The organism is Sphingomonas sp. NFX23, from assembly GCF_049887795.1.
GTDB lineage: Bacteria > Pseudomonadota > Alphaproteobacteria > Sphingomonadales > Sphingomonadaceae > Sphingomonas.
Window position 1 is genome coordinate 160,641 of record NZ_JAGEKH010000005.1, and the last position, 21,697, is coordinate 182,337.

At 67.0% G+C, this 21,697-nt stretch carries 17 protein-coding genes and 1 tRNA gene; 10 read left to right on the top strand and 8 right to left on the bottom strand.

What is annotated here, in order from left to right; translation table 11 throughout:
* Positions 1-37 precede the first annotated feature (37 nt).
* From J4O76_RS14435 to msrB, 4 genes are all read left to right on the top strand, one after another.
* Positions 38-964: an ABC transporter ATP-binding protein gene (locus J4O76_RS14435; RefSeq protein WP_426282550.1), complete on the top strand. Its 927-nt coding sequence runs from the start codon at positions 38-40 to the stop codon at positions 962-964.
* Positions 961-2,196 carry an ABC transporter permease gene (locus tag J4O76_RS14440; RefSeq protein WP_426282551.1) on the top strand — a complete coding sequence of 412 codons (1,236 nt, stop codon included), beginning with the start codon at positions 961-963 and terminating at the stop codon, positions 2,194-2,196. The genes J4O76_RS14435 and J4O76_RS14440 overlap by 4 nt, the downstream gene beginning before the upstream one ends.
* 141 nt (positions 2,197-2,337) lie before the next feature.
* A complete protein-coding gene (locus J4O76_RS14445; protein ID WP_426282552.1) occupies positions 2,338-3,576 on the top strand; it encodes a cytochrome P450 in 1,239 nt (412 codons plus the stop codon).
* 49 nt (positions 3,577-3,625) lie between these two features.
* Complete coding sequence (gene msrB, locus J4O76_RS14450; RefSeq protein ID WP_426282553.1) at positions 3,626-4,126, top strand: peptide-methionine (R)-S-oxide reductase MsrB; 501 nt, start codon at positions 3,626-3,628, stop codon at positions 4,124-4,126.
* A 370-nt stretch (positions 4,127-4,496) separates the two neighbouring features.
* Here the strand turns inward: msrB and J4O76_RS14455 are convergent, their stop codons facing one another.
* The 4 genes from J4O76_RS14455 to J4O76_RS14470 all read right to left on the bottom strand — a co-directional run bounded on the left by J4O76_RS14455 (position 4,497) and on the right by J4O76_RS14470 (position 9,616).
* Positions 4,497-5,120, bottom strand: a complete 624-nt coding sequence (locus J4O76_RS14455) for a CHAP domain-containing protein (protein WP_426282554.1) — start codon at positions 5,118-5,120, stop codon at positions 4,497-4,499.
* A 137-nt stretch (positions 5,121-5,257) separates the two neighbouring features.
* The gene (locus J4O76_RS14460) at positions 5,258-7,135 is read right to left on the bottom strand and encodes a M1 family metallopeptidase (protein WP_426282555.1); all 1,878 of its coding nucleotides are present in this window, start codon (positions 7,133-7,135) and stop codon (positions 5,258-5,260) included.
* A 208-nt stretch (positions 7,136-7,343) separates the two neighbouring features.
* Positions 7,344-8,792 carry an MFS transporter gene (locus J4O76_RS14465; protein WP_426282556.1) on the bottom strand — a complete coding sequence of 483 codons (1,449 nt, stop codon included), beginning with the start codon at positions 8,790-8,792 and terminating at the stop codon, positions 7,344-7,346.
* Positions 8,789-9,616, bottom strand: a complete 828-nt coding sequence (locus J4O76_RS14470; protein ID WP_192975104.1) for a glucose 1-dehydrogenase — start codon at positions 9,614-9,616, stop codon at positions 8,789-8,791. The genes J4O76_RS14465 and J4O76_RS14470 overlap by 4 nt, the downstream gene beginning before the upstream one ends.
* Positions 9,617-9,746: 130 nt before the next feature.
* On the opposite strand from J4O76_RS14470, the gene J4O76_RS14475 reads away from it, so the two are divergent.
* Positions 9,747-10,535 (top strand): SDR family oxidoreductase, encoded by a 789-nt coding sequence (locus J4O76_RS14475; RefSeq protein ID WP_056484752.1) that lies wholly within the window; start codon positions 9,747-9,749, stop codon positions 10,533-10,535.
* 158 nt (positions 10,536-10,693) lie between these two features.
* On the opposite strand, the gene J4O76_RS14480 is transcribed toward J4O76_RS14475, so the two are convergent.
* Positions 10,694-12,949, bottom strand: a complete 2,256-nt coding sequence (locus J4O76_RS14480) for an NADP-dependent malic enzyme (RefSeq protein ID WP_192975106.1) — start codon at positions 12,947-12,949, stop codon at positions 10,694-10,696.
* Positions 12,950-13,382: 433 nt separating this feature from the next.
* Between J4O76_RS14480 and mutS the strand changes: the two genes are divergently transcribed.
* The 3 genes from mutS (at position 13,383) to J4O76_RS14495 (ending at position 17,828) form a co-directional block, all read left to right on the top strand.
* Positions 13,383-15,962 (top strand): DNA mismatch repair protein MutS, encoded by a 2,580-nt coding sequence (gene mutS, locus J4O76_RS14485; RefSeq protein WP_426282912.1) that lies wholly within the window; start codon positions 13,383-13,385, stop codon positions 15,960-15,962.
* A gap of 376 nt (positions 15,963-16,338) precedes the next feature.
* Positions 16,339-17,304 (top strand): cation diffusion facilitator family transporter, encoded by a 966-nt coding sequence (locus J4O76_RS14490; RefSeq protein WP_426282557.1) that lies wholly within the window; start codon positions 16,339-16,341, stop codon positions 17,302-17,304.
* 77 nt (positions 17,305-17,381) lie between these two features.
* The gene (locus tag J4O76_RS14495; protein ID WP_093398655.1) at positions 17,382-17,828 is read left to right on the top strand and encodes a hypothetical protein; all 447 of its coding nucleotides are present in this window, start codon (positions 17,382-17,384) and stop codon (positions 17,826-17,828) included.
* Between the two features lie 62 nt (positions 17,829-17,890).
* On the opposite strand, the gene J4O76_RS14500 is transcribed toward J4O76_RS14495, so the two are convergent.
* Positions 17,891-19,207, bottom strand: a complete 1,317-nt coding sequence (locus J4O76_RS14500; RefSeq protein WP_426282558.1) for an Nramp family divalent metal transporter — start codon at positions 19,205-19,207, stop codon at positions 17,891-17,893.
* Positions 19,208-19,525: 318 nt separating this feature from the next.
* Positions 19,526-20,149, bottom strand: coding sequence for a DNA-3-methyladenine glycosylase family protein (locus J4O76_RS14505; RefSeq protein ID WP_426282559.1), 624 nt, complete (start codon positions 20,147-20,149; stop codon positions 19,526-19,528).
* A gap of 60 nt (positions 20,150-20,209) precedes the next feature.
* Here J4O76_RS14505 and J4O76_RS14510 point away from each other — a divergent pair, with 60 nt between their 5' ends.
* Positions 20,210-20,527, top strand: a complete 318-nt coding sequence (locus J4O76_RS14510) for a 2Fe-2S iron-sulfur cluster-binding protein (RefSeq protein ID WP_426282560.1) — start codon at positions 20,210-20,212, stop codon at positions 20,525-20,527.
* A gap of 165 nt (positions 20,528-20,692) precedes the next feature.
* Here the strand turns inward: J4O76_RS14510 and rlmB are convergent, their stop codons facing one another.
* Positions 20,693-21,436 (bottom strand): 23S rRNA (guanosine(2251)-2'-O)-methyltransferase RlmB, encoded by a 744-nt coding sequence (gene rlmB, locus J4O76_RS14515; RefSeq protein ID WP_056055070.1) that lies wholly within the window; start codon positions 21,434-21,436, stop codon positions 20,693-20,695.
* Between the two features lie 161 nt (positions 21,437-21,597).
* Between rlmB and J4O76_RS14520 the strand changes: the two genes are divergently transcribed.
* A tRNA-Tyr gene (locus J4O76_RS14520) sits at positions 21,598-21,684 on the top strand.
* The last annotated feature ends 13 nt before the right edge of the window (positions 21,685-21,697 follow it).

Consider the following 21,697-nt stretch of genomic DNA (forward strand, 5'->3'; position numbering starts at 1 on the left):
CGCTACCACGACGCCACCCTCGGTAGGAAGATTGCGCGTGAACGATGAATGGGCGGTCACCGCGAACGGGATCGTGAAGCGGTTCGGCGATCGGCGCGTGGTCGACGGGGTGGACATGATGGTGCCGCGCGGCTCGGTGTACGGCGTGCTCGGCCCCAACGGCGCGGGCAAGACGACGACGCTGCGCATGCTGCTCGGTATCATCGAGCCCGACGAGGGTAGCCGCACGCTGCTCGGCTACGACAATCCGCGCGATGCGAGCGACCGCGTCGGCTATCTGCCCGAGGAGCGCGGGCTGTATCCGGCGATGAAGGCGCGCGAGGCGATCGCGTTTCTGGGGGCTCTGCGCGGGCTCGACTGGAAGACCGGGCGCGAGCGTGCGGTGGTGCTGATGGAAGCCGCCGGGCTCGGCCATGCAGTCGACGAGAAGATCCGCAAACTGTCGAAGGGCATGGCGCAACTCGTGCAGCTGCTCGGCTCGGTGGTCCACCAGCCCGACCTTCTGGTGCTCGACGAGCCGTTTTCGGGGCTCGATCCGGTCAATCAGGAGCGGCTCGAGAAGCTGATCCTCAACGAGCGCGACCGCGGCGCGACGATCCTGTTCTCGACGCATATCATGAGCCATGCCGAGCGGCTGTGCGACCGGCTCGCGATCATCGCGGGCGGGAAGCGACGGTTCGAGGGCACGGTCGCGGACGCGCGAGGCATATTGCCGCAACGCGTCCACTACACGCCGCACCGCCCCGATCCGGCGATCCGCGGCGTGCTGCCGGCGGATGCGGTAGCCGACGGGGACAGCTGGCGGTTCGAGCTGCCGAACGAAGGAATCGAGAGCTTGCTCGTGAGACTGATCGACGCGGGATACGGAATTTCGGGGCTGTCGATCGAGCGGCCCGGCCTGCATGAGGCATTCGTCCGGATCGTCGGCCAGCATGCCAACATGCCTGTGGAGGACGCGGCATGAGCCGTTTCCGCCGCACCCTCCGCCAGACCTTCACGATCGCGCGACGCGACTTCATCGCCACGGTGTTCACGCCGATCTTCCTGCTGTTCCTGTTCGCGCCCCTGATCATGGGTTCGTTCGGCGCGATCGGCGGACTGGGCGCGGCGAGCGTCAGTGGCGGCGCGCAGGACAAGACGCGGATCGTCGCGATCGTCCCTGCCTCCACCGCGCGACCGATCGACGAGTCCGACGAGCGCCTGCGCGGCATGTTCCGCAGCGACGAAGCGCCCCCCGAACTGTCGATCGTCGCGCCGGCCGCGGATCCCGCGGCGCAGGCGCGCGCGGCGTTCGAGACCAAGGACGTCGACGCCTCCGCAGTGCTGTACGGCCCGCTCGACGCGCCGCAGATCCTGTACGGACCGCGCGGGCGGCGCTCGGCGGATTATCTCGGGCTGCTCGCGCAGACGACGCTCGCCGCGCAGAAGCTCGGCGGCACGCTGCCGACGATCGCCGCGACCAAGACGCAGATCAAGCGTTCGACCACCTCGGTCGGCGGCCAGCACCAGTCGGCGTTCTTCGCGGTGTTCGGGATATTCTTCCTGACGCTGTTCCTGTCGGGGCAGGTCGTCGGCACGATGGCCGAGGAGCGCAACAACAAGGTGATCGAGGTGCTCGCCGCCGCGGTGCCCTTGGAGTCCGTGTTCTTCGGCAAGCTGATCGGCATGTTCGGCGTCGCGGTGCTGTTCGTCGCGTTCTGGGGCACCGTCGTCACGCAGATCACGTCGCTGATGCCCGCGGGCGCGGCGGTGGCGCTGGGCGACCTGACGCCCGCGGTCGGGGCGCCGATGTTCGCGCTGCTGTTCGCGGCGTATTTCAGCATGGCGTACCTCCTGCTCGGCTCGGTGTTCCTGGGCGTCGGCGCACAAGCGACGACGATGCGCGAAATCCAGATGCTGTCGCTGCCGATCACGATCCTGCAGGTCGCGATGTTCGGACTGTCCTCCGCGGCGGTCTCCCACCCTGGCAGCTGGCTCGCCACCGCCGCCGAACTGTTCCCGCTCTCCTCGCCATTCGCAATGGCCGGCCGCGCGGCGAATTCACCGGAGCTGTGGCCACACGTCGCCGCGCTTGCTTGGCAGGCCTTGTGGGTGACGATTTTTATAACGGTTGGGGCCCGCCTCTTCCGTCGCGGCGTGCTGCAATCGGGAAGTGCTAGGCCGTTCTGGCGGCGCAAAGCCAAGGCAGTCGCTTAACCGTTCTCCTGCGAACGCAGGAGCCCAGGGTAACGAACGCCATCCCTCGCGGTCCTGGACTCCTGCGTTCGCAGGAGAACGGAGCCTATTGACATAAGTGTCAGCAAAGCCTCTCCTGCGGCAAAACACGGGAGAGAGACGATGGCGACTCTGGTAAGAGACGTAGCGCAACAGACGGTCGATCCGCTCGACGTGAGCCGCGCCGAACTCTACCGCGACGACCTCTGGCAGGCACCGTTCGCGCAGCTCCGCGCCGAATCACCCGTCCACTATGTCGAGCATTCCGACTACGGCCCCTATTGGTCGGTCTCCTCCTACAAGGGCATCGTCGAGGTCGAATCCCTCCCCGACCTCTACTCCTCCGAGGCCGGCGGGATCACGATTGCCGATTTCGTCGCAGAGCGCGACGTCCGCATGCCGATGTTCATCGCGCGCGATCGTCCCGTGCATACCGGCCAGCGCCGCACCGTCGCGCCCGCCTTTACGCCCAGCGAGATGACGCGGATGTCGAGCGATATCCGGCGCAGGACCGCGGACATGCTCGACAGCCTGCCGTGGAATACGCCGTTCGACTGGGTCGATACCGTCGCGATCGAACTCACCACGCAGATGCTCGCGATCCTGTTCGACTTTCCCTGGGCGGACCGACGGAAGCTGACCCTATGGTCGGACTGGGCAGGCGATATCGAGATCGTCAAGAACGAGGAGCTACGCGGCCAGCGGCTCGCGTACATGTTCGAATGCGGGTCATATTTCAAAGGCTTGTGGGACGCGAAGATCGACAAGGAACCGACGCCCGACCTGATCTCGATGATGATCCATTCGGACGCGATGAGCCACATGGATCACAACGAGTTCATCGGGAATCTCATCCTGCTGATCGTCGGCGGCAACGACACGACGCGCAATTCGATGTCGGCGCTCGCCTACGGCCTCGACAAGTTCCCCAAGTCGCGCGCCAAGCTGGAGGCGGACCCGACGCTGATTCCCAACGCGGTAAGCGAGATTCTGCGCTGGCAGACCCCGCTCGCGCATATGCGCCGCACCGCGACCGCCGATGCGGAATTGATGGGGCAGCAGATCAAGGCGGGCGACAAGCTCGCGCTCTGGTACATCTCGGCGAACCGCGACGAGAGCATGTTCGGCGGCGATGCGGACGCGATCGTGGTCGACCGCCCGAACGCGCGGCGGCACTTGGCGTTCGGCCACGGCATCCACCGCTGCGTCGGCGCACGGCTGGCCGAGATGCAGATCGCGATCCTGCTGGAGGAAATGGCCGTCCGCCGCATGCGGATCAACGTGCTCGCCGAACCGACGCGGGTCGCCGCGTGCTTCGTCCACGGCTATCGCACGCTGCCGGTGGAGATCAGCAAATACTGAGGGGTGGCGTAACCTTATCGGGTGGTTCGAACGTACCTATATCCGAACCATGGAGACGAACATGACCCAGGACCGCCGCGCTTTCCTCACGCTTGCCGGAGCAGGCGTTGCCGGCTTCGCACTCTGGGGGTGCTCGTCGCAGCCCGCACAGGCCGCCGAGCGGTTCGAAGTGACGCTGACGGACGCGCAGTGGCGCAAGAAGCTGTCGCCCGACGCGTATAACACGCTGCGCAAGGAAGCGACGGAAGTGCCCTATTCCAGTCCGCTCAACGGCGAGCATCGCGCGGGAATCTTCTCCTGCGCCGGGTGTGCATTGCCGAACTATTCGTCGAAGACCAAGTTCGAGAGCGGCACGGGCTGGCCGAGCTTCTGGCAGCCACTGCCGAACGCCGTGCGGACGCGGGTGGATTCGACGATGGGGATGGCGCGGACCGAGGTCCATTGCCGGCGCTGCGGCGGGCATCTCGGGCACGTGTTCGATGACGGGCCGAAGCCGACGGGGAAGCGGTACTGCATGAATGGCGATGCGCTGACGTTCAAGGCCGCTTGAGGGCGTTCATTTGAACGTGTTCGGCGCGTATCGGAACTGAGCAGGTAGCGTGTTCCCCCGCGAAGGCGGGGGTCCAGACTGGGCTCCCGCCTTCGCGGGAAAACAAGAAGCTAGCAGAGCAGTGTTCGCTTTATGGCACCTCCCCGGCGAAGGCCGGGGTCCAGTTGGGGGACGTCGCTTACGAAGGTGGCGAGCTGTTACTGCGACCTTTCCAACTGGGCCCCGGCCTTCGCCGGGGAGGTGCCCTTTGGGAGAGGTGGAGGCGCCTAACTGTCAGGGGGCGGTCAGTAGCGAAATGCTAGACTGACGACGTAAGAAACAAGTGCGGTGGATGCCGGATCGAGCCCCGCACCCCACGCCTAGACAAACCTCAGTTCGCCTCGTTCACCAGCGTAAAGATCCCGCGCGGATCAGTCGGGCCGTGTTGGATCGTCGCAAGCTGCGCAGCATTGGCGCGCTGCGTTGCAGAAACGGTGTGGCTCGCACTCGCCATCTGGAACGAACGCTGCACCGGAGCATCGAGCGTATCCCCAGCAGGCGCGTGGCCCGAATAGATGAAACCCTTGGTCGGATAGGCCGAGGTGCCGAGGTCGCCCTGCGGACCGTACCAGACCTTGACCATGCTCCAGTCGCCCGCCGCCGAGACGTCGACCGCGCGGACGTTGGTCTCGATCGCGCCGGGGCGGGACCAGTTGGCATGCGTAAGGAGGACTTCGCGATCGCTGACGACCTTTGAGACCATCGCGACATGGCCGACGCGCATCCGCGAGGTCGGCGAGAAGGCGAGGACCGAGCCGGCCTTCGGGGTGTGGCCACGCTCGTAGCGACCCTCGGCCTGGCTCCACCAGGTGTTCGCGTTGCCGCGGATTTCGATGCCCGACACCGAGCGAGCGAACGTCACGCACTGCCAGAACTGAGCCGCAGCAGGGGTGGCCGTCATCAGGCCGCACGATACCACCAGCGCAAAACGCGCTGCTAACGCCTTGAAATTCATCGAGACCCCCCGGCCAAAACCCGTTTGTCGCATTCTGGCTACGGGAGGTTCGATTTAATTGGAACCCGTGCGGGAACCATATCCGACGAAGCGTGTTACCTCGCCGACCAACGCCCCGAATGGGCGCTCAGGGAGGCTCAGTTCATGAGTTTCCAACCGGTTATGCGGTCCACGGTGACCTGCGTGACCGCGTGATAGCCCGGCCGCGCCTTGCCGTAGATCTCCATCGCCAGCTTGTGACCCCAGTCGCCCGAGTCCATCATCTGCTGGAACAACGGCGCGACGAATTTACGGCGGCCCTGCGACGTCAGGAACTGCTCGGCCGAGGCGTCGGCGGGCGCATAGTGATTGGCGAGCGCGAGTTGCAGCCAGGCGAAGCGGATCTCGGCGTTGCCCGTCGTGTTCCAGCCGAACGCGGTGTCGAGCGCCTTCAACCGCTCGGCAGGCAGCTTGCGCGGCAATTGCGTGATGAACCGCGTGATCTCCTGCGTGGTCGCCTTGCCGGGAACGGCGGACACGGAACCGCCGGCCGCGTACGCCTTCGCCGCCGCATCCACCGCGGGGAACGCCGCGGACGTCACATGCACCGCGTTCGCGGGGATGCCGGGGCTGTAAACCCATGCGTCGACGCCGATCGTCTTGGCTTCGGCGGGAGTCAGCAGCTTCGACTTGAGGTCGGCGAGAAAGCCGGCGCTGGTCTGCGGCTGGAAGGCGTGGCGGTCAAAATAGCTGCGGAGATACGCGTCCCACCGTGCGCGGCCGACCTGCTTCTCGATCGTGCGGAGGAAGGCCGCGCCCTTGTCGTAGGCGATCTGCGTCATGCCGTCGTCGGGATCGCGCGCGGCGTCGAGATCGAGGTGGAGCTGCGTGTCCTTCGCGGCGGGGCCACCGGCCTCCTTCACCGCCGCCAGCATGTCGGTCCAGGCGAGGTCGGCCTCCATGTCGGCGCGGCGCTTGCCGTAGAGCGCCTCCATGATCCGGTTCTCGAAATAGCTGGTAAAGCCTTCGTTGAGCCAGAAATCGTCCCAGGTCGCGTTGGTCACGAGGTTGCCCGACCAGCTGTGCGCGAGTTCGTGCGCGATCAGCGATACGAGGCTGCGGTCGCCGGCGATCGCGGTCGGCGTGGCGAAGGTGAGCGTCGGGTTCTCCATGCCGCCGAACGGGAACGACGGCGGCAGGACCAGCACGTCGTAGCGGCCCCAGCGATACGGGCCGTACAGCCCTTCCGCGGCGGCGACGAACTTCTCGAGCTCGCCGAACTCGTAGGCGGCTTTGGGCAGGGTCGCGGGCTCGGCCCAGATACCGGTGCGCGGGCCGGTCGACTTGAACGCGATGTCGCCGACCGCGAGCGCGATCAGATACGGCGCGACGGGCTTGTCCATCTTGTACTGGAACGTGCAGCGGTCCGCGACGCAGGCGGGCTTGCCGGTCGAGAGCCCGCTCATAACGGCGGTCAGCTGCTTGGGGACGGCGATCTTCGCTTCCCAGGTCTGGCGGATGCCGGGCGAGTCCTGCGTCGGGATCCAGCTGCGGTTGAGGATCGCCTCGCCCTGGCTGAACAGGAACGGCTGCGTCTTACCCGCAGTCTGCGCAGGGGTGAGCCATTGCAGCGCCTTCGCGTCGGGCGACGAGGCATAGGCGATGCGGATTGTCTTTGCGCCGTTGAGCGTGACGGTCAGCGGTGCGCCGTGGATCTTGTCGACTGTACCGACCGAGTAGGGGAGAGGCTTGCCGGCGGCGCCGGTGATGTTGACGATCTTCAGGCCGTTGTCGTCGAGCACAAGCTTGGCGCCCGGCTTTGCGAGGACGTCGAGCGTGGCGATGCCGCGGATGACGTGCGTGTCGAAGTCGGCGGCGAGATCGAGCGCGACGTGCGTGACGCGCGCCTCGGCGGGGCGGGCGTAGCTGTGCGGATCGTGCGCGTCGGGGGTGGTGAGGATCGGGGCAATCGTCTGCGCGACGGCGGGGGATGCGAGGACGAGACCGAGGGCGGTGGCTAGTGCGGGGATGCGCATGGAAACTCCGATGTCGCCGTTCCTCGATATCGGGAAGGCCATGCGCCCGTCCTACCGCGCGGGTCCCGTCGCTGGAAGAGCGGCGGTCACCGTCCTGCTCCCCTCCCTGGAAGGGAGGGGTTGGGGGTGGGTCGGCCTGTTGGCTGACGGAGCGATCGACAAGCGGCCGACCCACCCCCGGCCCCTCCCTTCCAGGGAGGGGGGAAGGTCAGGGTTCGCGTGGGGCTTCGTCGACGATGGGCGCGCCGGCCAGTCGTGCCAACCGCGCTTCATGCTCCACCCGCCCAAACGGAAACCGCGAGAAGAAGAACGCCGAGACGCACGCCAGCACGATGTAGAGCCCCGCGTAGATCAACGTCAGCCGATCGATCGTCGCCACCGGCACGGTCCCCGGCGTCGCCTTAGCCGGGAACCCCGCCACCGCAAGGATCATCCCGGCAAAGAATATCCCGATCCCGCTGGTGCATTTCTGGACGAAGAACGAGCCGGCGAAGAACACGCCTTCGGACCGCCGCCCCGTCTTCGCCTCCGAATCTTCGACCACATCCGCCATCATCGACGCACCAAGGATGAACCCGGTGACGTTCGACGCGGTGCCGAGGATGAAGAACCCGAACAGCATCGGCAGCAGCGAGGACTCGCCAACCTCCGGAAACACGCCGAGCATCCGCAGCCAGTACGGGGAGGTATTGAGCGCCGCGCCGAGCAGCACCGCGCCCATCGCCGCCTTGGGCTTGCTCCCAGTCCTGCCGAGCCGAGGCGCGGCAAGGAATGCAAGGAACACGCCCGAGAACAGCGCGATCGTCAGATAGACGAACACCGGCCCCTTGAACCCCCACACATAGGTGTAGAGGTAATTCGACATCGCATAGCTGATGCCCTGGATCGTGTACGCGCACACGCCCGCCGCCATCAGGATCGCGAAGGCGCGGTTCTTCACGGTCTGGCGGAGTTCGGCGAAGGACTCGCGCAAGGTCTGCTTGGCGACCGGCGGGTTCGGCAGATGCCTGATCTCGTGATGCGTGCCGAGCGCGGAGACGAGGATCGCGACGCCGATGAAGATCGCCCCCGCCAGCGCGAAGCCGCCGTATCCGGCGCGGTTGAGCAGGCCGTTCGGGAACGCCGCGGTGGGCGCGAGGAAATACTGGTACGCCGACAACAGCATCAGCAGCCCGCCGACCCAGCCGAACAGATAGCGATACGCCATGATCCGCGTGCGCTCGTCATAGCCCGAGGTGAGCTCGGGCGTCAGCGCGACCGAGGGGACTTCGTAGCAACTCACCGCACTGCGCACGATCACCGCCATGACGAACAACCAGACGAGCGTCTGCGGCTCCGACATCACCGAGGGCGGGTTCCAGAGCAGTAGCCAGCCGACCATGATCGGTAGCGCAGACGCGTACATCCACGGGTGCCGCCTTCCCCACCGCGTCCGCGTGCGATCGGAGAAGAAGCCCACCGCCGGATCGACGAACGCATCGATCAGCAACGCCATCATGATGACGAGGCCGACGGTCGCGGACGGCAACCCGACGACCTGGTTGTAGAACAGCAACAGGAACGTGCCGAAGCCGGCGTCCTTCACCCCGTACGCGACCGCGCCGAAGCCGTAGCTTGCCATCGTGCCGTTGGAGAGGCGGCGGGCGGGTGCCGTCACTTTAGTTTGTCGAGCAGCGCGAACAGCGAAGGTTGCGCGGGGTCCCAGCTCGGGCGCGTGCCGATCGTCATGCCGCCATCCACGAGGATGTGCGTGCCGGTGATGAAGCTCGCGTCGTCGCTGGCGAGGAACGCGACCGCGGCGGCGATGTCCTCGCTGGTGCCGGGGCGGCGGATCGGCTGTGCGTCGGCGGCGATGTGCGCGATCATCGCGTCGGCTTGCGACGTCTTGGCGGCGTCGAGTTCGAGCGTGCGCGTGAAGATGTTGGTGACGATGAAGCCGGGGACGACCGCGTTCACGCGGATCTTGTGCTGCGCGAGATCGGCGGCGGCTTGCTTGGTGAGGTGAAGCACGCCGGCCTTGGCGGTGGAATAGGCGGTCGGTGCATAGCCGGTGCCTAGCGCGGACACCGACGAGGTGTTGACGATCGCGCCGCCGCCGCGCTTGGCCATCAGCGGTGCGGCGTAGCGGATACCAAGCGCGACCGAGCGGAGGAGCAGCGCTTGCGTGCGGTCCCAGTCCTCCGGCGAAATCTCGCCGATCGGGTCGCGCGAGCCGCCCGCGCCGGCGTTGTTGAACAGGATGTCGAGCCCGCCCGCATCGTCGGCGGTCTGCATCAGCGCCTCGATATCGCCGGCCTGGAGCACGTCGGTGCGCTGGAACAGGATCCGCCCGCCGGACGCGTCGGCGATCGCGTGGCCGCCAGCCTCGTCGATGTCGCCGATCAGCACGGTCGCCCCTTCGTCGGCGAGTCGCAGCGCGGTCGCTCGGCCGATGCCGGACGCGCCGCCGGTCACGACGGCTCGCTTGCCTGAAAACCTCACACGCTCTCCTGCTCTTTTTTGCGAGCATAGTATGGCTTCTGCACTCGTCAATGATGGCGCGTTCGAAAAACGGGTTTGCGGCGGGCGGCACGTGCGGATACCAAGCGGGCAAACATTCGGAGGATGCGTGATGGATACGACCAACCTATTCCGGCTCGACGGCCGCGTCGCGCTGATCACCGGCGGCAGCCGCGGGATCGGCAAGATGATCGCTGCCGGCTTCATCGCGCAGGGGGCCAAGGTGTATATCTCGTCGCGCAAGGCCGACGTGTGCGAAGCGGCGGCGGCGGAACTCGGGCCGAACTGCATCGCGTTGCCGCAGGACGTGTCGACGGTGGCGGGGTGCAAGGCGCTCGCCGCGCAGTTCGCCGAGCATGAGTCGAAGCTCGATATCCTCGTGAACAACGCGGGCGCGGCGTGGGGCGTGCCGTTCGAGGAGTTTTCCGAGGTCGGCTGGGACAAGGTCATGGACCTGAACGTGAAGTCGCCGTTCTTCCTGACGCAGGCGCTGCATGCAGCGCTGAAGGCGTCGGGCTCGCGCGAGAAGCCAGCGAAGGTGATCAACATCACGTCGATCGACGGGCAGCGGCTGAACCCGTGGGAGACGTACAGCTATCATGCGTCGAAGTCGGCGCTGATCTACCTGACGAAGCGGATGGCGGCGCGGCTGGTGACGGATTCTATCAACGTGACCTCGATCGCGCCGGGGGCGTTTGCGAGCGACATGAACAAGGCGGCGCGCGATCACGGCGATGCGGTGGCGCAGGGGATACCGGCGAAGCGGGTCGGGGTGGACGAAGATATGGCCGGCGCGGCGATCTATCTCGCCAGCCGCGCGGGGGATTATGTGATCGGCGAGACGATCACGGTGGACGGCGGGCTGGTGCATGCGTCGCTAGGCACAAGCATCGACGCCTGAGTTAATTCCCTCGCCCCTTCGGGGAGAGGGAGGGAGCAACCGCTTGGCTGCGGAAGGGAGAGGGGCGTTGGGATGAACCGTCCCGAGCCTCAAGCCCCTCTCCCTTCCCACGGCAAGTGCCGCGGGCCCCTTCCCTCTCCCCGTAGGGGCGAGGGAAATTAGCGCGCGATGCCGCCAGCCGCGAGCACCGCCAACGTTACGAGTTCGCTAGCCGTCGACGTCATCGGCGCAACCTGAACCGGCTTCTCCATCCCGATCAGCATCGGCCCGATAACCGAGTCCCCACCCAATTCCCGCAACAACTTCGCCGAGATATGCGCCGACTGGAGCCCCGGCATGATGAGCACGTTCGCCGGCCCCGACAACCGCGCAAACGGATAGTTCGCCAACTGCTTCGGGTTCAGCGCAACATCCGGCGCCATCTCGCCCTCATACTCGAACCCGACCTTCCGCCCGTCGAGCACCGTCACCGCATCGCGGATGTTGTCGAGCCACTCCCCCTTCGGATTGCCGAAGTTCGAATAGCTCAGGAACGCCACGCGGGGCTCATGCCCCATCCGCCGGGCAACCGCCGCGGTCTGTTCGGCGAAGTCGGCCAATTGCTCGGCAGTCGGACGCTCGTTGACCGTGGTGTCGGCAATGAACACCGTGTGGCTCTGCCCGACCAGCAGGTGGATGCCGAACGGGGTCTTCCCCGCGGCCGGATCGATCACGCGATAAATCTGGCGCATCGTCTCGCCGTAGGTGCGCGTGATGCCGGTAATCAGCGCGTCGCCTTCGCCGAGTTGGAGCAGCAACGCGCCGAAGATGTTGCGGTCCTGGTTGACCATCCGCTCGCAATCGCGGCGCAGGTAGCCGCGACGCTGGAGCCGCGAATACAGGAAGTCGACCATCCGCGGCACGAGCGGCGAGACGCGGCTGTTGTGGAGTTCGAAGCTCTCGGGGTCGGTGACGCCGAGCGCGCGCAACCGGTCGGGCACGTCGTCGCGGCCGACCAGGACGGGCGTGCCGTAGCCGCCTTCCTTGAACGCGATGGCGGCGCGGAGGACGACTTCCTCCTCGCCCTCCGCGAAGATCACGCGCTTGGGATGCGCGCGGGCGCCTTCGTACGCCATCGACAGGACCGAGGTGGTCGGGTTGAGGCGGGCACGGAGCGAATGCCGATACGCTTCGATGTCGAGGATCGGCTTGGTCGCAACGCCCGAGGCCATCGCCGCCTTGGCGACCGCGACGGGGACGACTTCCATCAGCCGCGGATCGAACGGCGCGGGAATGATGTACGCCGGGCCGAAGCTGTGGCTGACCCCGTATGCGGCCGCGACTTCTTCGGGGACGCGTTCGCGCGCGAGTTCGGCGATCGCGTTGGCGGCGGCGATCTTCATCGCGTCGTTGATGCCGGTCGCGCGGACGTCCAATGCGCCGCGGAAGATGAACGGGAAGCCGAGCACGTTGTTGACCTGGTTCGGATAATCCGACCGGCCGGTCGCGACGATCGCATCGGGGCGCGCGGCCATCGCCAGTTCGGGGCGGATTTCGGGCTCGGGGTTGGCCATCGCGAAGATGATCGGTGCAGGCGCCATGTCCTTGACCATCTCCGGCGTCAGCGAGCCCGCCGCGGAGAGCCCCAGGAACACGTCGGCGCCAACCAAGGCCTCGGTCAGCGTGCGCGTTTCGGTCACCGCGGCATGCGCGGACTTCCACTGGTCGACGCCCTCGCGGCCCTGGTAGATCACGCCCTTGCGATCACAGAGGATGACGTTGTCGCCGCGCACGCCCATCGCCTTCACGAGCTCGGTGCAGGCGATCGCCGCGGCGCCGGCGCCGTTGACGACGATCTTGACCTCGGAGAGTTTCCGCCCGGTCAGCAGGCACGCGTTGATCAGGCCGGCGGCGGTGATGATCGCAGTGCCGTGCTGGTCGTCATGGAAGACGGGGATGTTCATCCGCTCGCGCAGGGCCTGCTCGATGATGAAGCATTCGGGCGCCTTGATATCCTCGAGGTTGATCCCGCCGAAGGTCGGCTCCATCAGCTCGACCGCGTCGATGAAGCGGTTCACGTCCTCGGTCTTCAGCTCGATGTCGATCGCGTCGACGTCGGCGAAGCGCTTGAAGAGGACGGCCTTGCCTTCCATCACCGGCTTGCTGGCGAGCGGCCCGAGATTGCCCATGCCGAGGATCGCCGTGCCGTTCGAGATCACCGCGACGAGGTTACCCTTAGCGGTATAGTCGTAGACGGTCGCGGGGTCATCGTAGATCGCCTGCACCGGCACCGCGACGCCGGGCGAATAGGCGAGCGCGAGATCGCGCTGCGTCGCCATCGGCTTCGACGCGATGATCTCGATCTTCCCCGGGCGACCTTCCGAATGGAAGAGCAAGGCTTCGCGTTCGGAGAATTGGAGCGTTTCGTCGGACATGGGCGGGCCTCGCGCGGTCGTTAGGTTTGGAGGACCTTCTAGGCAGGTGGTCGCCGTTCGTCACCCCGGACACTTCGCCCATGCCGGTACCGTCGCGAAAACTGCACCACCCCGGCGGAGGCCGGGGCCCAGTTGGGGGACGGACTAAGCGAAGGGTGGTCCGTCGTTACTCCGACCTTTCCAACTGGGCCCCGGCCTCCGCCGGGGTGGTGATGCCAGTGCGGGGTGGTGCCTTCAACGGCCTTCTCCCCCGCGGGGAGAAGGTGGCGCGAATGCGCCGGATGAGGGGCGGTTGGGGCCAGCGCCAGAGCCTCACGCCCCCTCACCCTCCCACGCTTCGCGCGGGCCCCTCCCTCTCCCCGAGGGGAGAGGGGTTTTATGGGGCGCGGCTTTTCGCTACCCGCCCCTGATGTCGCACCCCGCCCCTACCCCCATGATGACGCAGTATCTCGGCCTGAAGGCGGAGGCGCAGGATTGCCTGTTGTTCTACCGGATGGGCGATTTCTTCGAATTGTTCATGGACGACGCGCGGATCGCGGCGGGGGTGCTCGACATCGCGCTGACCGCGCGTGGGGAACATGAGGGCAAGCCGATCCCGATGTGCGGCGTGCCCGTGCATGCGGCGACGGTGTATCTGCAACGGCTGATCAAGGCCGGCCACCGGGTTGCGATCGCCGAGCAGGTCGAGAGCCCGGCGGAAGCCAAGGCCCGCGGTGGATCGAAGGCGCTCGTCGCCCGCGCGATCGTCCGCGTGGTGACGGCGGGGACGCTGACCGAGGAGGCTTTGCTCGACGCGCGCTCGGACAATTGGTGCGTGGCGATCGGCGAGGCGGGCGGGTTGGTGGCGATCGCCGCCGCAGACGTGTCGACCGGGCGCTTCGAGATCGTCGAGGTTGCGGGTGATGCGGTCGAGGCGGAACTCGCGCGGCTCGGTGCGGCCGAAGTTGTTGCATCGGAGGCGAGCGCGTTCGAGGAGGCAGCGACGACGCTGCGCCCCAAGACCGACTTCGACAGCGGCGCGGGCGAGGCTCGGTTGAAGCGGCTGTACGGCGTGGCGACGCTCGACGGGTTCGGGCAGTTCGGTCGCGCGGGGCTCGCCGCAGCCGGAGGACTGGTCGCATATCTGGAGCATAATGCGAAGGGCACGATGCCCTTCCTCCGCCCCCCGCGGATCGGCCGAGCGGCAGAGACGATGGCGATCGACGCCGCCACCCGCGAGAGCCTGGAGCTGACCTGCACCACCGGCGGCGTGCGTAAGGGCAGTCTGCTCGACGCGGTCGACCGGACCGTGACCGGCGCCGGCGCGCGGTTGCTCGGCGCGGACCTCGGCGCGCCGTTGATGGACAAGGCGGCGATCGACGCGCGGCTCGATCTGGTGCGACTGTTCCACGACGACCAAGCGGCGCGCGAGCGGTTGCGCTCGACGTTGCGGGCCTTGCCGGACATCGGCCGCGCGCTCGGGCGACTGGCGGCAGGGCGCGGCGGCCCGCGCGATCTGGGGCAGTTGCGCGACGGGCTCGACGGCGCCTGGAGCCTAGGCGAGCGGATGGATGCGATTGTCGATCCGCCGGTGCTGCTCCGAGACATCGCGCCAAGATTACGCGGGCACGGCGCGCTGATCGACCTGCTCAAGCGCGCGCTGGTGCCGTCGCCACCGATCGAGGCATCGGACGGCGGCTATATCGCGGCCGGCTATGACGCCGCGCTCGACGACCTGCGCGATGCAGGCGCTGGTGGGCGGCGGGCGATCGCCGCGCTGGAGGCGGAGTTCCGTACCGCGACCGGAGTCACCGCGTTGAAGATCCGCCACAACGGCGTGCTCGGCTACCATGTCGAGGTGCCCGCGCGGGCGGCTGATCCGCTGATGAAGTCAGAGAGCGGCTTCACGCATCGCCAGACGCTCGCGGGCGTGGTGCGATTCAATACGCCTGCGCTGCACGATGTCGCGGCGAAGGTGTCGCAAGCCGGCGCGCATGCACTCGCGGCGGAAGCGGCGCATCTGGAAGAACTCACTGCGCAAGCCCTCGCCGGGCGTGACGCGATCGCGGCAACCGCCGATGCGCTCGCGCGGCTCGACGTCGCCGCCGGGCTGGCGGAGCGCGCGGCGGAAGGCGCCTGGGCGCGGCCGTCGCTCGTGGATCACGCGTGCTTCGAGATCGAGGGCGGCCGGCATCCGGTGGTCGAGGCGGCGGTGGCCAAGTCGGGCGACCGGTTCGTCGCCAACGACTGCAATCTGTCGGAAAATTCGCGATTGTGGCTCGTCACCGGCCCGAACATGGGCGGTAAATCCACCTTCCTCCGCCAGAACGCGCTGATCGCCGTCCTCGCGCAGGCCGGGTCGTACGTGCCCGCGACCAAGGCCACCCTGGGCCTGGTCGACCGCCTGTTCAGCCGCGTCGGTGCGTCGGACAACCTCGCCCGCGGCCGCTCCACCTTCATGGTCGAGATGGTCGAGACCGCGGCGATCCTCGCGCAGGCGACGCCTCGGTCGTTCGTGATCCTCGACGAGGTCGGGCGCGGCACCTCGACCTATGACGGCCTCGCGATCGCCTGGGCGGTGGTCGAGGCGATCCACGAGGACAACCGCTGCCGCTGCCTGTTCGCGACGCACTATCACGAGCTGACGCGGTTGGCGGAGCGCTGCGAGGCGCTGTCGCTGCACCACGTCCGCGCGCGCGAGTGGAAGGGCGAGCTGGTGCTGCTTCACGAACTCGCCGACGGGCCGGCGGATCGGAGCTACGGGCTGGCGGTCGCGCGGCTGGCGGGAATGTCGCCGGTGACGGTGGCGCGCGCGAAAGCGGTGCTGGCGAAGCTCGAGGCCGGGCGCGCGAAGACGGGCGGATTGGCGGCAGGGCTGGACGACCTGCCGTTGTTTGCGGCGGCGGCTCAGGTCGAGGAGGCTGCTTGCGATGTGTTGCGCGAGGATCTGGCGAAACTGGATATCGATGCGATGAGCCCGCGGGATGCGCTGGAGGCGCTGTACCGGTTGAAGGCGTTGGCCAACGAGGGCTGACCGCTTCCACCGTCATGCCGGGCCCTTCGGCTTCGCTCAGGAGAGCCTCGTTCCGGCATCCACTGTTCCGCATGGTCGAGAGAATTGGGTACGTGGGACGGTGGGCCCCGGCCTCCGCCGGGGTGATGGGTGACGGAGTGACGGAGTGACGGAGCGGGTAAGCTGCTCCCCTCCCTGGAAGGGAGGGGTTGGGGGTGGGTCGGGTTCCGCATGTCCCTGCGGTCGCGGCAAAAACGGGCCGACCCACCCCCTGCCCCTCCCTTCCAGGGAGGGGGGACCGTTGCGTGATTGGCGACGTGCGAGAATGTCTCTCGCGTCCTAGTATCTCACGATACGTCGATGCTAGGCGGCGGCCGGATTTAGCGGAGCGCGGGCTTTGGGCGGACATCATCACGGGCATGACCATTCGCATGGTCACTCACACTCCCATGGCGGGGGCCACTCGCACGGGGGCCACAGCCACGCCCCGGCCTCGTTCGACCGCGCCTTCGCGATCGGCATCGGCCTCAACATCGTGTTCGTCGTCGTCGAGGCGATCGTCGGCCTGCGGATCGACTCGGTCGCGCTGCTCGCCGACGCGGGCCACAATCTGTGCGACGTGCTCGGTCTCGTCGTCGCCTGGGGCGGCACGATGCTTGCGCGCACCGCACCGACCAAGCGCTACACCTACGGGCTGAAGGGCTCGACGATCCTCGCCGCGCTGGCCAACGCCTTGCTGCTGCTGGTCGCGCTCGGCGCGATCGTGCTGGAGGCGTCGCAGCGCTTCTCCGATCCCGCCCCGACCGCCGGCCTCACCGTGTCGATGGTCGCGGGCATCGGCATCGCCGTCAACGCGTTCACCGCCTGGATGTTCGCGCGTGGCCGCAAGGGCGACGTCAACATCCGCGGCGCGTACCTCCACATGGCTGCCGACGCGCTCGTCTCCGCGGGCGTGGTGATCGCCGGCTTTGTGATCTGGCGCACCGGCCTCACCTGGATCGACCCGGCGGTCAGCATCGTGATCGCCGTCCTGATCTTCTGGCAGACCTGGGGCCTGCTCCGCGAGACCGTCGAGATGTCGCTGTCCGCCGTCCCCCGCGGAATCGAGTTCGACCATGTCGACGAGGCGCTGTGCGGCCTGCCCGGCGTGAGCGAGATCCACGATCTCCACATCTGGCCGATGAGTACCACCGAACCCGTCCTCACCGCGCACCTCGTGATGCCCGCCGGCCACCCCGGCGACCAATTCCTCAGCGACGCCCGGACGATGCTCCACGACAAATTCGGCATCGGCCACGCCACGTTGCAGGTCGAGACGGGCCACGGCCACGACTGCTCGATGGCGGATAAGGCTACTGTTTGAACTGGCGTCTGAACTTGGCCGTTTGAACTTTTCCGGTGCGGCACGGGTTACCGTGTCACGCATCAGGAGATTATCCCATGAAGAAGCATCTTATCGCAGCGTTGATGTCGGTCGCCGTTGCCGCGCCGGCGATGCTGCCGACCGCCGCGACTGCACAGCGTTACGACGATCGTCGCGACAACAATGACCGTCGCGATCGTGACGATCGTCGGTACGACAACGACCGCCGCGGCAACGACCGCAACTGGCGTGGCGACGACCGTAACTGGGATCCGTCGAACAGCTATCGTGACGGCAAGTATCGCGAGCGCCGCCTCAGCCGCAACGACCGGATTTATCGTGGTCGCGACGGCCGCGCCTATTGCAAGCGCAACGACGGCACGACCGGCCTCGTGATCGGCGCACTCGGCGGCGGCGCGCTGGCCAACCTGATCGGTGGCGGCACGCTCGGTACGCTGGCGGGTGCTGGTGGCGGCGCCTTGCTCGGCCGCTCGGTCGACCGCGGCAACGTGAAGTGCCGCTGAGCTTCAGCCGAAGCTAGCGAAAAAGGAAGCGGCGGCCGAGCGATCGGCCGCCGTTTTCGTATCTATAGCATGCCGTAGAGCAAAGTGCCGTTCAGCCCGATGATCACCGCGGCGATCACCCAGGCGAGGATCTTAAGCCAGGCCGGGCTGACCAGGTCTCCCATGATCGTGCGGTCGCCGGTGAACTTTACCAGCGGCACCACCGCGAACGGGAGCTGGAGGCTCAGCACGACCTGGCTCAGCACCAGCAGCTTGGTCGCCCCCGCATCGCCCGACGCGCCGACCACGAACACCGCGGGCACGATCGCGAGCAGCCGCGTCACCAGCCGCCGCGCCCAGACCGGCATGCGCAGGTTGAGGAACCCCTCCATCACGATCTGACCCGCGAGCGTGCCCGTCACCGTAGAGTTCTGTCCCGACGCCAGCAACGCGACCGCGAACAACACGCTCGCTGCACCCATGCCGAGCATCGGGGCTAGCAGCTGGTATGCCTGGTCGATCTCGGCAACGTCGGTCCGGCCGGCAACGTGGAAGGTCGCCGCCGCAAGGATCAGGATCGCCGCGTTGATGAAGAACGCCAGCCCCAGCGCGACCGTGCCGTCGATCGTCGCCATCGTGATCGCGTCGCGCTTGCCCGCCGTGTCCTTGGCGAAGGCGCGGGTCTGGACGATCGACGAGTGGAGGTACAGGTTATGCGGCATCACGGTCGCGCCGAGGATGCCGATCGCGATGTAGAGCATCGCCGGGTTGGTGACGATCTGCGTTGTCGGGACGAGCCCGCCAAGCACGCCCGCCCATTCGGGTCGCGCCAGGAACAGCTCGAAGATGAAGCAGCCCGCGATGATCACGAGCAAGGCGACGACGAACGCCTCCAGCTTGCGGAAGCCGAAGCGTTGCAGCGCGAGGATCAGGAACACGTCGAGCGCGGTGAGGACGACGCCGTAAACGAGCGGCAGACCGAACAGCAGCTTGAGCGCGATCGCGGTGCCTAGCACTTCGGCGAGGTCGCAGGCGATGATCGCAATTTCGCACAGGAACCAGAGCGCGACCGAGACCGGCTTCGAATAATGCGCGCGGCAGGCCTGGGCGAGATCGAGCCCGGCGACGATGCCGAGGCGCGCGGAGAGCGCTTGCAACACCATCGCCATCAGGTTCGACAGCAGCACGACCGACAGCAACGTGTAGCCGAATGCCGAGCCGCCGGCGATGTCGGTCGCCCAGTTGCCGGGGTCCATATAGCCGACCGCGACGAGATAGCCCGGCCCCACGAATGCGAACAACCGCCGCCAGAACGACGCGCCTTCGGGGACGACGACGGTGCGGTGGCTCTCGGCGAGCGAGTTGGCGAAGCCGGACGCGGGGAGATTGGGGGCTGACATCGGGGGGTGCTTTGCCGGAACGAGGGAGAGGGGACAAGGCGTGGCTGGCGAGTCGGGCGACAATGCGTTCACCTCCGTCCCGTCACTCCAGGGATAACTGGGGTATTCCGGTTGGCGGGTGTAGCCATTCGAATGGAGAGATCTCAGCTGTCGCCGAGCCGACGTGTGCGGGTGTACGTGAGCAATATATGGGAAGCGTCTCCCCTCCCTGAAAGGGAGGGGCTGGGGGTGGGTAGGCCCGCTCGAGCCACCACCGTCCAAACATGCGGAAACCGACCCACCCCCGCCCCCTCCCTTCCAGGGAGGGGAGCAAGGAGGTCAGATGACCTTCATGTCCGCCTGATAATGATGCCAAGCGAAGATCGCCGCAGCTCCACGGTGCGGGCGCCAAGCCTCCGCCACCTCTCGCGTCAGTTTCTCGCTTGGCCGCGTTTCATGGCCCAGGATACGCCCCACCTCGATCTGGATCGCGAGGTCGCCTGCCGGCCAGATGTCCGTCCGCCCTTCCGCGAACAGCAGGTAGATTTCCGCCGACCAGCGACCGATCCCCTTCATGCGGACCAGCGCGGCGATCGCCTCCTCGTCGTCCTCGGGCAGGTTGGTCAGATCGAGCCGGCCGCTTGTCACCTCGTCGGCGAGGCTGCGTGCATAGCCGAGCTTCTGGCGCGATAGTCCGGCGCTCTTCAGCAACTCGTCGCTGGCGGCGGCGATCTTCGCCGGGTCGCCCGCGCCACCGACCACCGCGTCGAGCTTGTTCCAGACCGCTGCGGCCGAGGCGACGCTCACCTGTTGCCCGACGATCGTCCGCAGCAACGTCGCGAAGCCGCGCTCGCTGATCCGGGGTGCGGGGTGGCCGGCATTGCCGACCGCGACCGCGAACGCCGGCTCGATTTCGCACAATGCCGCCATCGCGGTTTCGAGTTGCTCTGCGCTCAGGCCCATGATGCTTGATCCCTGGCTCGCGCAACGGCATGAACGCACGAAGATTTTTCGGAGAATGACATGCCCAAGCTTATCGTCGTGACACGCGAAGGGGAAGAACGCGAGATCATCGGCGAGGCGGGCCTATCGGTAATGGAAGTCATCCGCGACGCTGGGATCGACGAGATCCTGGCGCTGTGCGGCGGCTGCTGCTCGTGCGCCACCTGCCACATCCATGTCGACCCGGACTTTGCGGCCAAACTGAAACCGATGACCGAGGATGAGAACGACCTGCTCGATTCGACGAGTGACCGTGACGAGTTCTCACGCCTGTCGTGCCAGATCGAACTGACCGACGGCTTGGATGGCCTGAAGGTAAAGATCGCAGCGGAGGACTGATTCCCCCTGTCCCTCGCCCCTCCGGGGAGAGGGAGGGAGGAGCCGTAGGCGACGGAAGGGAGAGGGGCGTTGGGATGAACCGTCCCGAGCCTCACGCCCCTCTCCCTTCCCACCGCAAGGGCGCCGGGCCCCTTCCCTCTCCCCGTAGGGGCGAGGGAGTTCAGGTCACCGTGTCGTTATCGCATACAGCGCGATCGCCGCGGCGTTCGAGACGTTCAGGCTCTCCACCTTCTCCGAGATCGGCAATTTCGCCAGCTCGTCGCAATGCTGCTCGGTATTTTGCCGCATACCCTCGCCTTCGGCGCCGAGCACGATCGCGATCCGCTGCGTGCCCATCGCTTCCGACAGCGTCTGCGTCGCGTGGCCCGTAAGCCCGATCCGCCAGAACCCCGCCGCCGCAATCTCTTCCAGAGCGCGCGCCAGGTTCACCACCCGGATCCAAGGCACCGACTCAAGTGCACCCGACGCAGCGCGCGCGATCGTGCCCGACTCCGGCGGCGCATTCCGATCAGGCGTAATGATCCCCAGCGCATCGAACGCCGCCGCCGAGCGCAGGATCGCGCCGACATTGTGCGGATCGGTCACCCCGTCGAGGATCACCAGCGGACGATTGTCGTCCTTGCCATGCTCGAGCAGGTCGGCGAGCCACATGTCCTCGAGCGGCTCGACCTCGATCACCACGCCCTGGTGCGGCGCATCGCCCGGCACCAGCCGCGCCAGATCCATCGCCTCGGCATAGGTCACCGGCACGTCGGCGGGCAGGTCGAACCCGGCCAGCGCCTCGCGCGTGCCGAGGATTTTGCGCACCGTGCGCTCCGGATTGGCGAGCGCCGCGCCCACCGCGTGCTTGCCCCAGAAGCGGGGGCGGCCTGCCGGTGCCTTGCTCGGCCTGTGTCCCTTGCGTGCCATATTCGCTCTCTATCGTGTCTGTGTATGCCGCGTCCTTGTCGGCATTCCGCTCCCGCGGCAACTATGAACCACGAAACTTCGCAAAACCCGCGTTGACAGGCGGGGCGCGCTTCGCCATTGAGCCGCCTCGCTTGAAAGAGCGGCGCTTGCAAAAGCGGCCTGGACAGGTGGCCGAGTGGTTAAAGGCAGCAGACTGTAAATCTGCCGGAGTTTCTCCTACGTAGGTTCGAACCCTACCCTGTCCACCACCGCCCCGCGCGG

What these genes read in the sequence shown, in the direction of transcription:
- J4O76_RS14440 (WP_426282551.1), top strand. Translation starts at nt 961, where the DNA reads ATGAGCCGTTTCCGCCGCACCCTCCGCCAGACCTTCACGATCGCGCGA.
- J4O76_RS14445 (WP_426282552.1), top strand. Translation starts at nt 2,338, where the DNA reads ATGGCGACTCTGGTAAGAGACGTAGCGCAACAGACGGTCGATCCGCTC.
- msrB (WP_426282553.1), top strand. Translation starts at nt 3,626, where the DNA reads ATGGAGACGAACATGACCCAGGACCGCCGCGCTTTCCTCACGCTTGCC.
- J4O76_RS14455 (WP_426282554.1), bottom strand. Translation starts at nt 5,120, where the DNA reads ATGAATTTCAAGGCGTTAGCAGCGCGTTTTGCGCTGGTGGTATCGTGC.
- J4O76_RS14460 (WP_426282555.1), bottom strand. Translation starts at nt 7,135, where the DNA reads ATGCGCATCCCCGCACTAGCCACCGCCCTCGGTCTCGTCCTCGCATCC.
- J4O76_RS14475 (WP_056484752.1), top strand. Translation starts at nt 9,747, where the DNA reads ATGGATACGACCAACCTATTCCGGCTCGACGGCCGCGTCGCGCTGATC.
- J4O76_RS14480 (WP_192975106.1), bottom strand. Translation starts at nt 12,949, where the DNA reads ATGTCCGACGAAACGCTCCAATTCTCCGAACGCGAAGCCTTGCTCTTC.
- mutS (WP_426282912.1), top strand. Translation starts at nt 13,383, where the DNA reads ATGATGACGCAGTATCTCGGCCTGAAGGCGGAGGCGCAGGATTGCCTG.
- J4O76_RS14495 (WP_093398655.1), top strand. Translation starts at nt 17,382, where the DNA reads ATGAAGAAGCATCTTATCGCAGCGTTGATGTCGGTCGCCGTTGCCGCG.
- J4O76_RS14500 (WP_426282558.1), bottom strand. Translation starts at nt 19,207, where the DNA reads ATGTCAGCCCCCAATCTCCCCGCGTCCGGCTTCGCCAACTCGCTCGCC.
- J4O76_RS14505 (WP_426282559.1), bottom strand. Translation starts at nt 20,149, where the DNA reads ATGGGCCTGAGCGCAGAGCAACTCGAAACCGCGATGGCGGCATTGTGC.
- J4O76_RS14510 (WP_426282560.1), top strand. Translation starts at nt 20,210, where the DNA reads ATGCCCAAGCTTATCGTCGTGACACGCGAAGGGGAAGAACGCGAGATC.
- rlmB (WP_056055070.1), bottom strand. Translation starts at nt 21,436, where the DNA reads ATGGCACGCAAGGGACACAGGCCGAGCAAGGCACCGGCAGGCCGCCCC.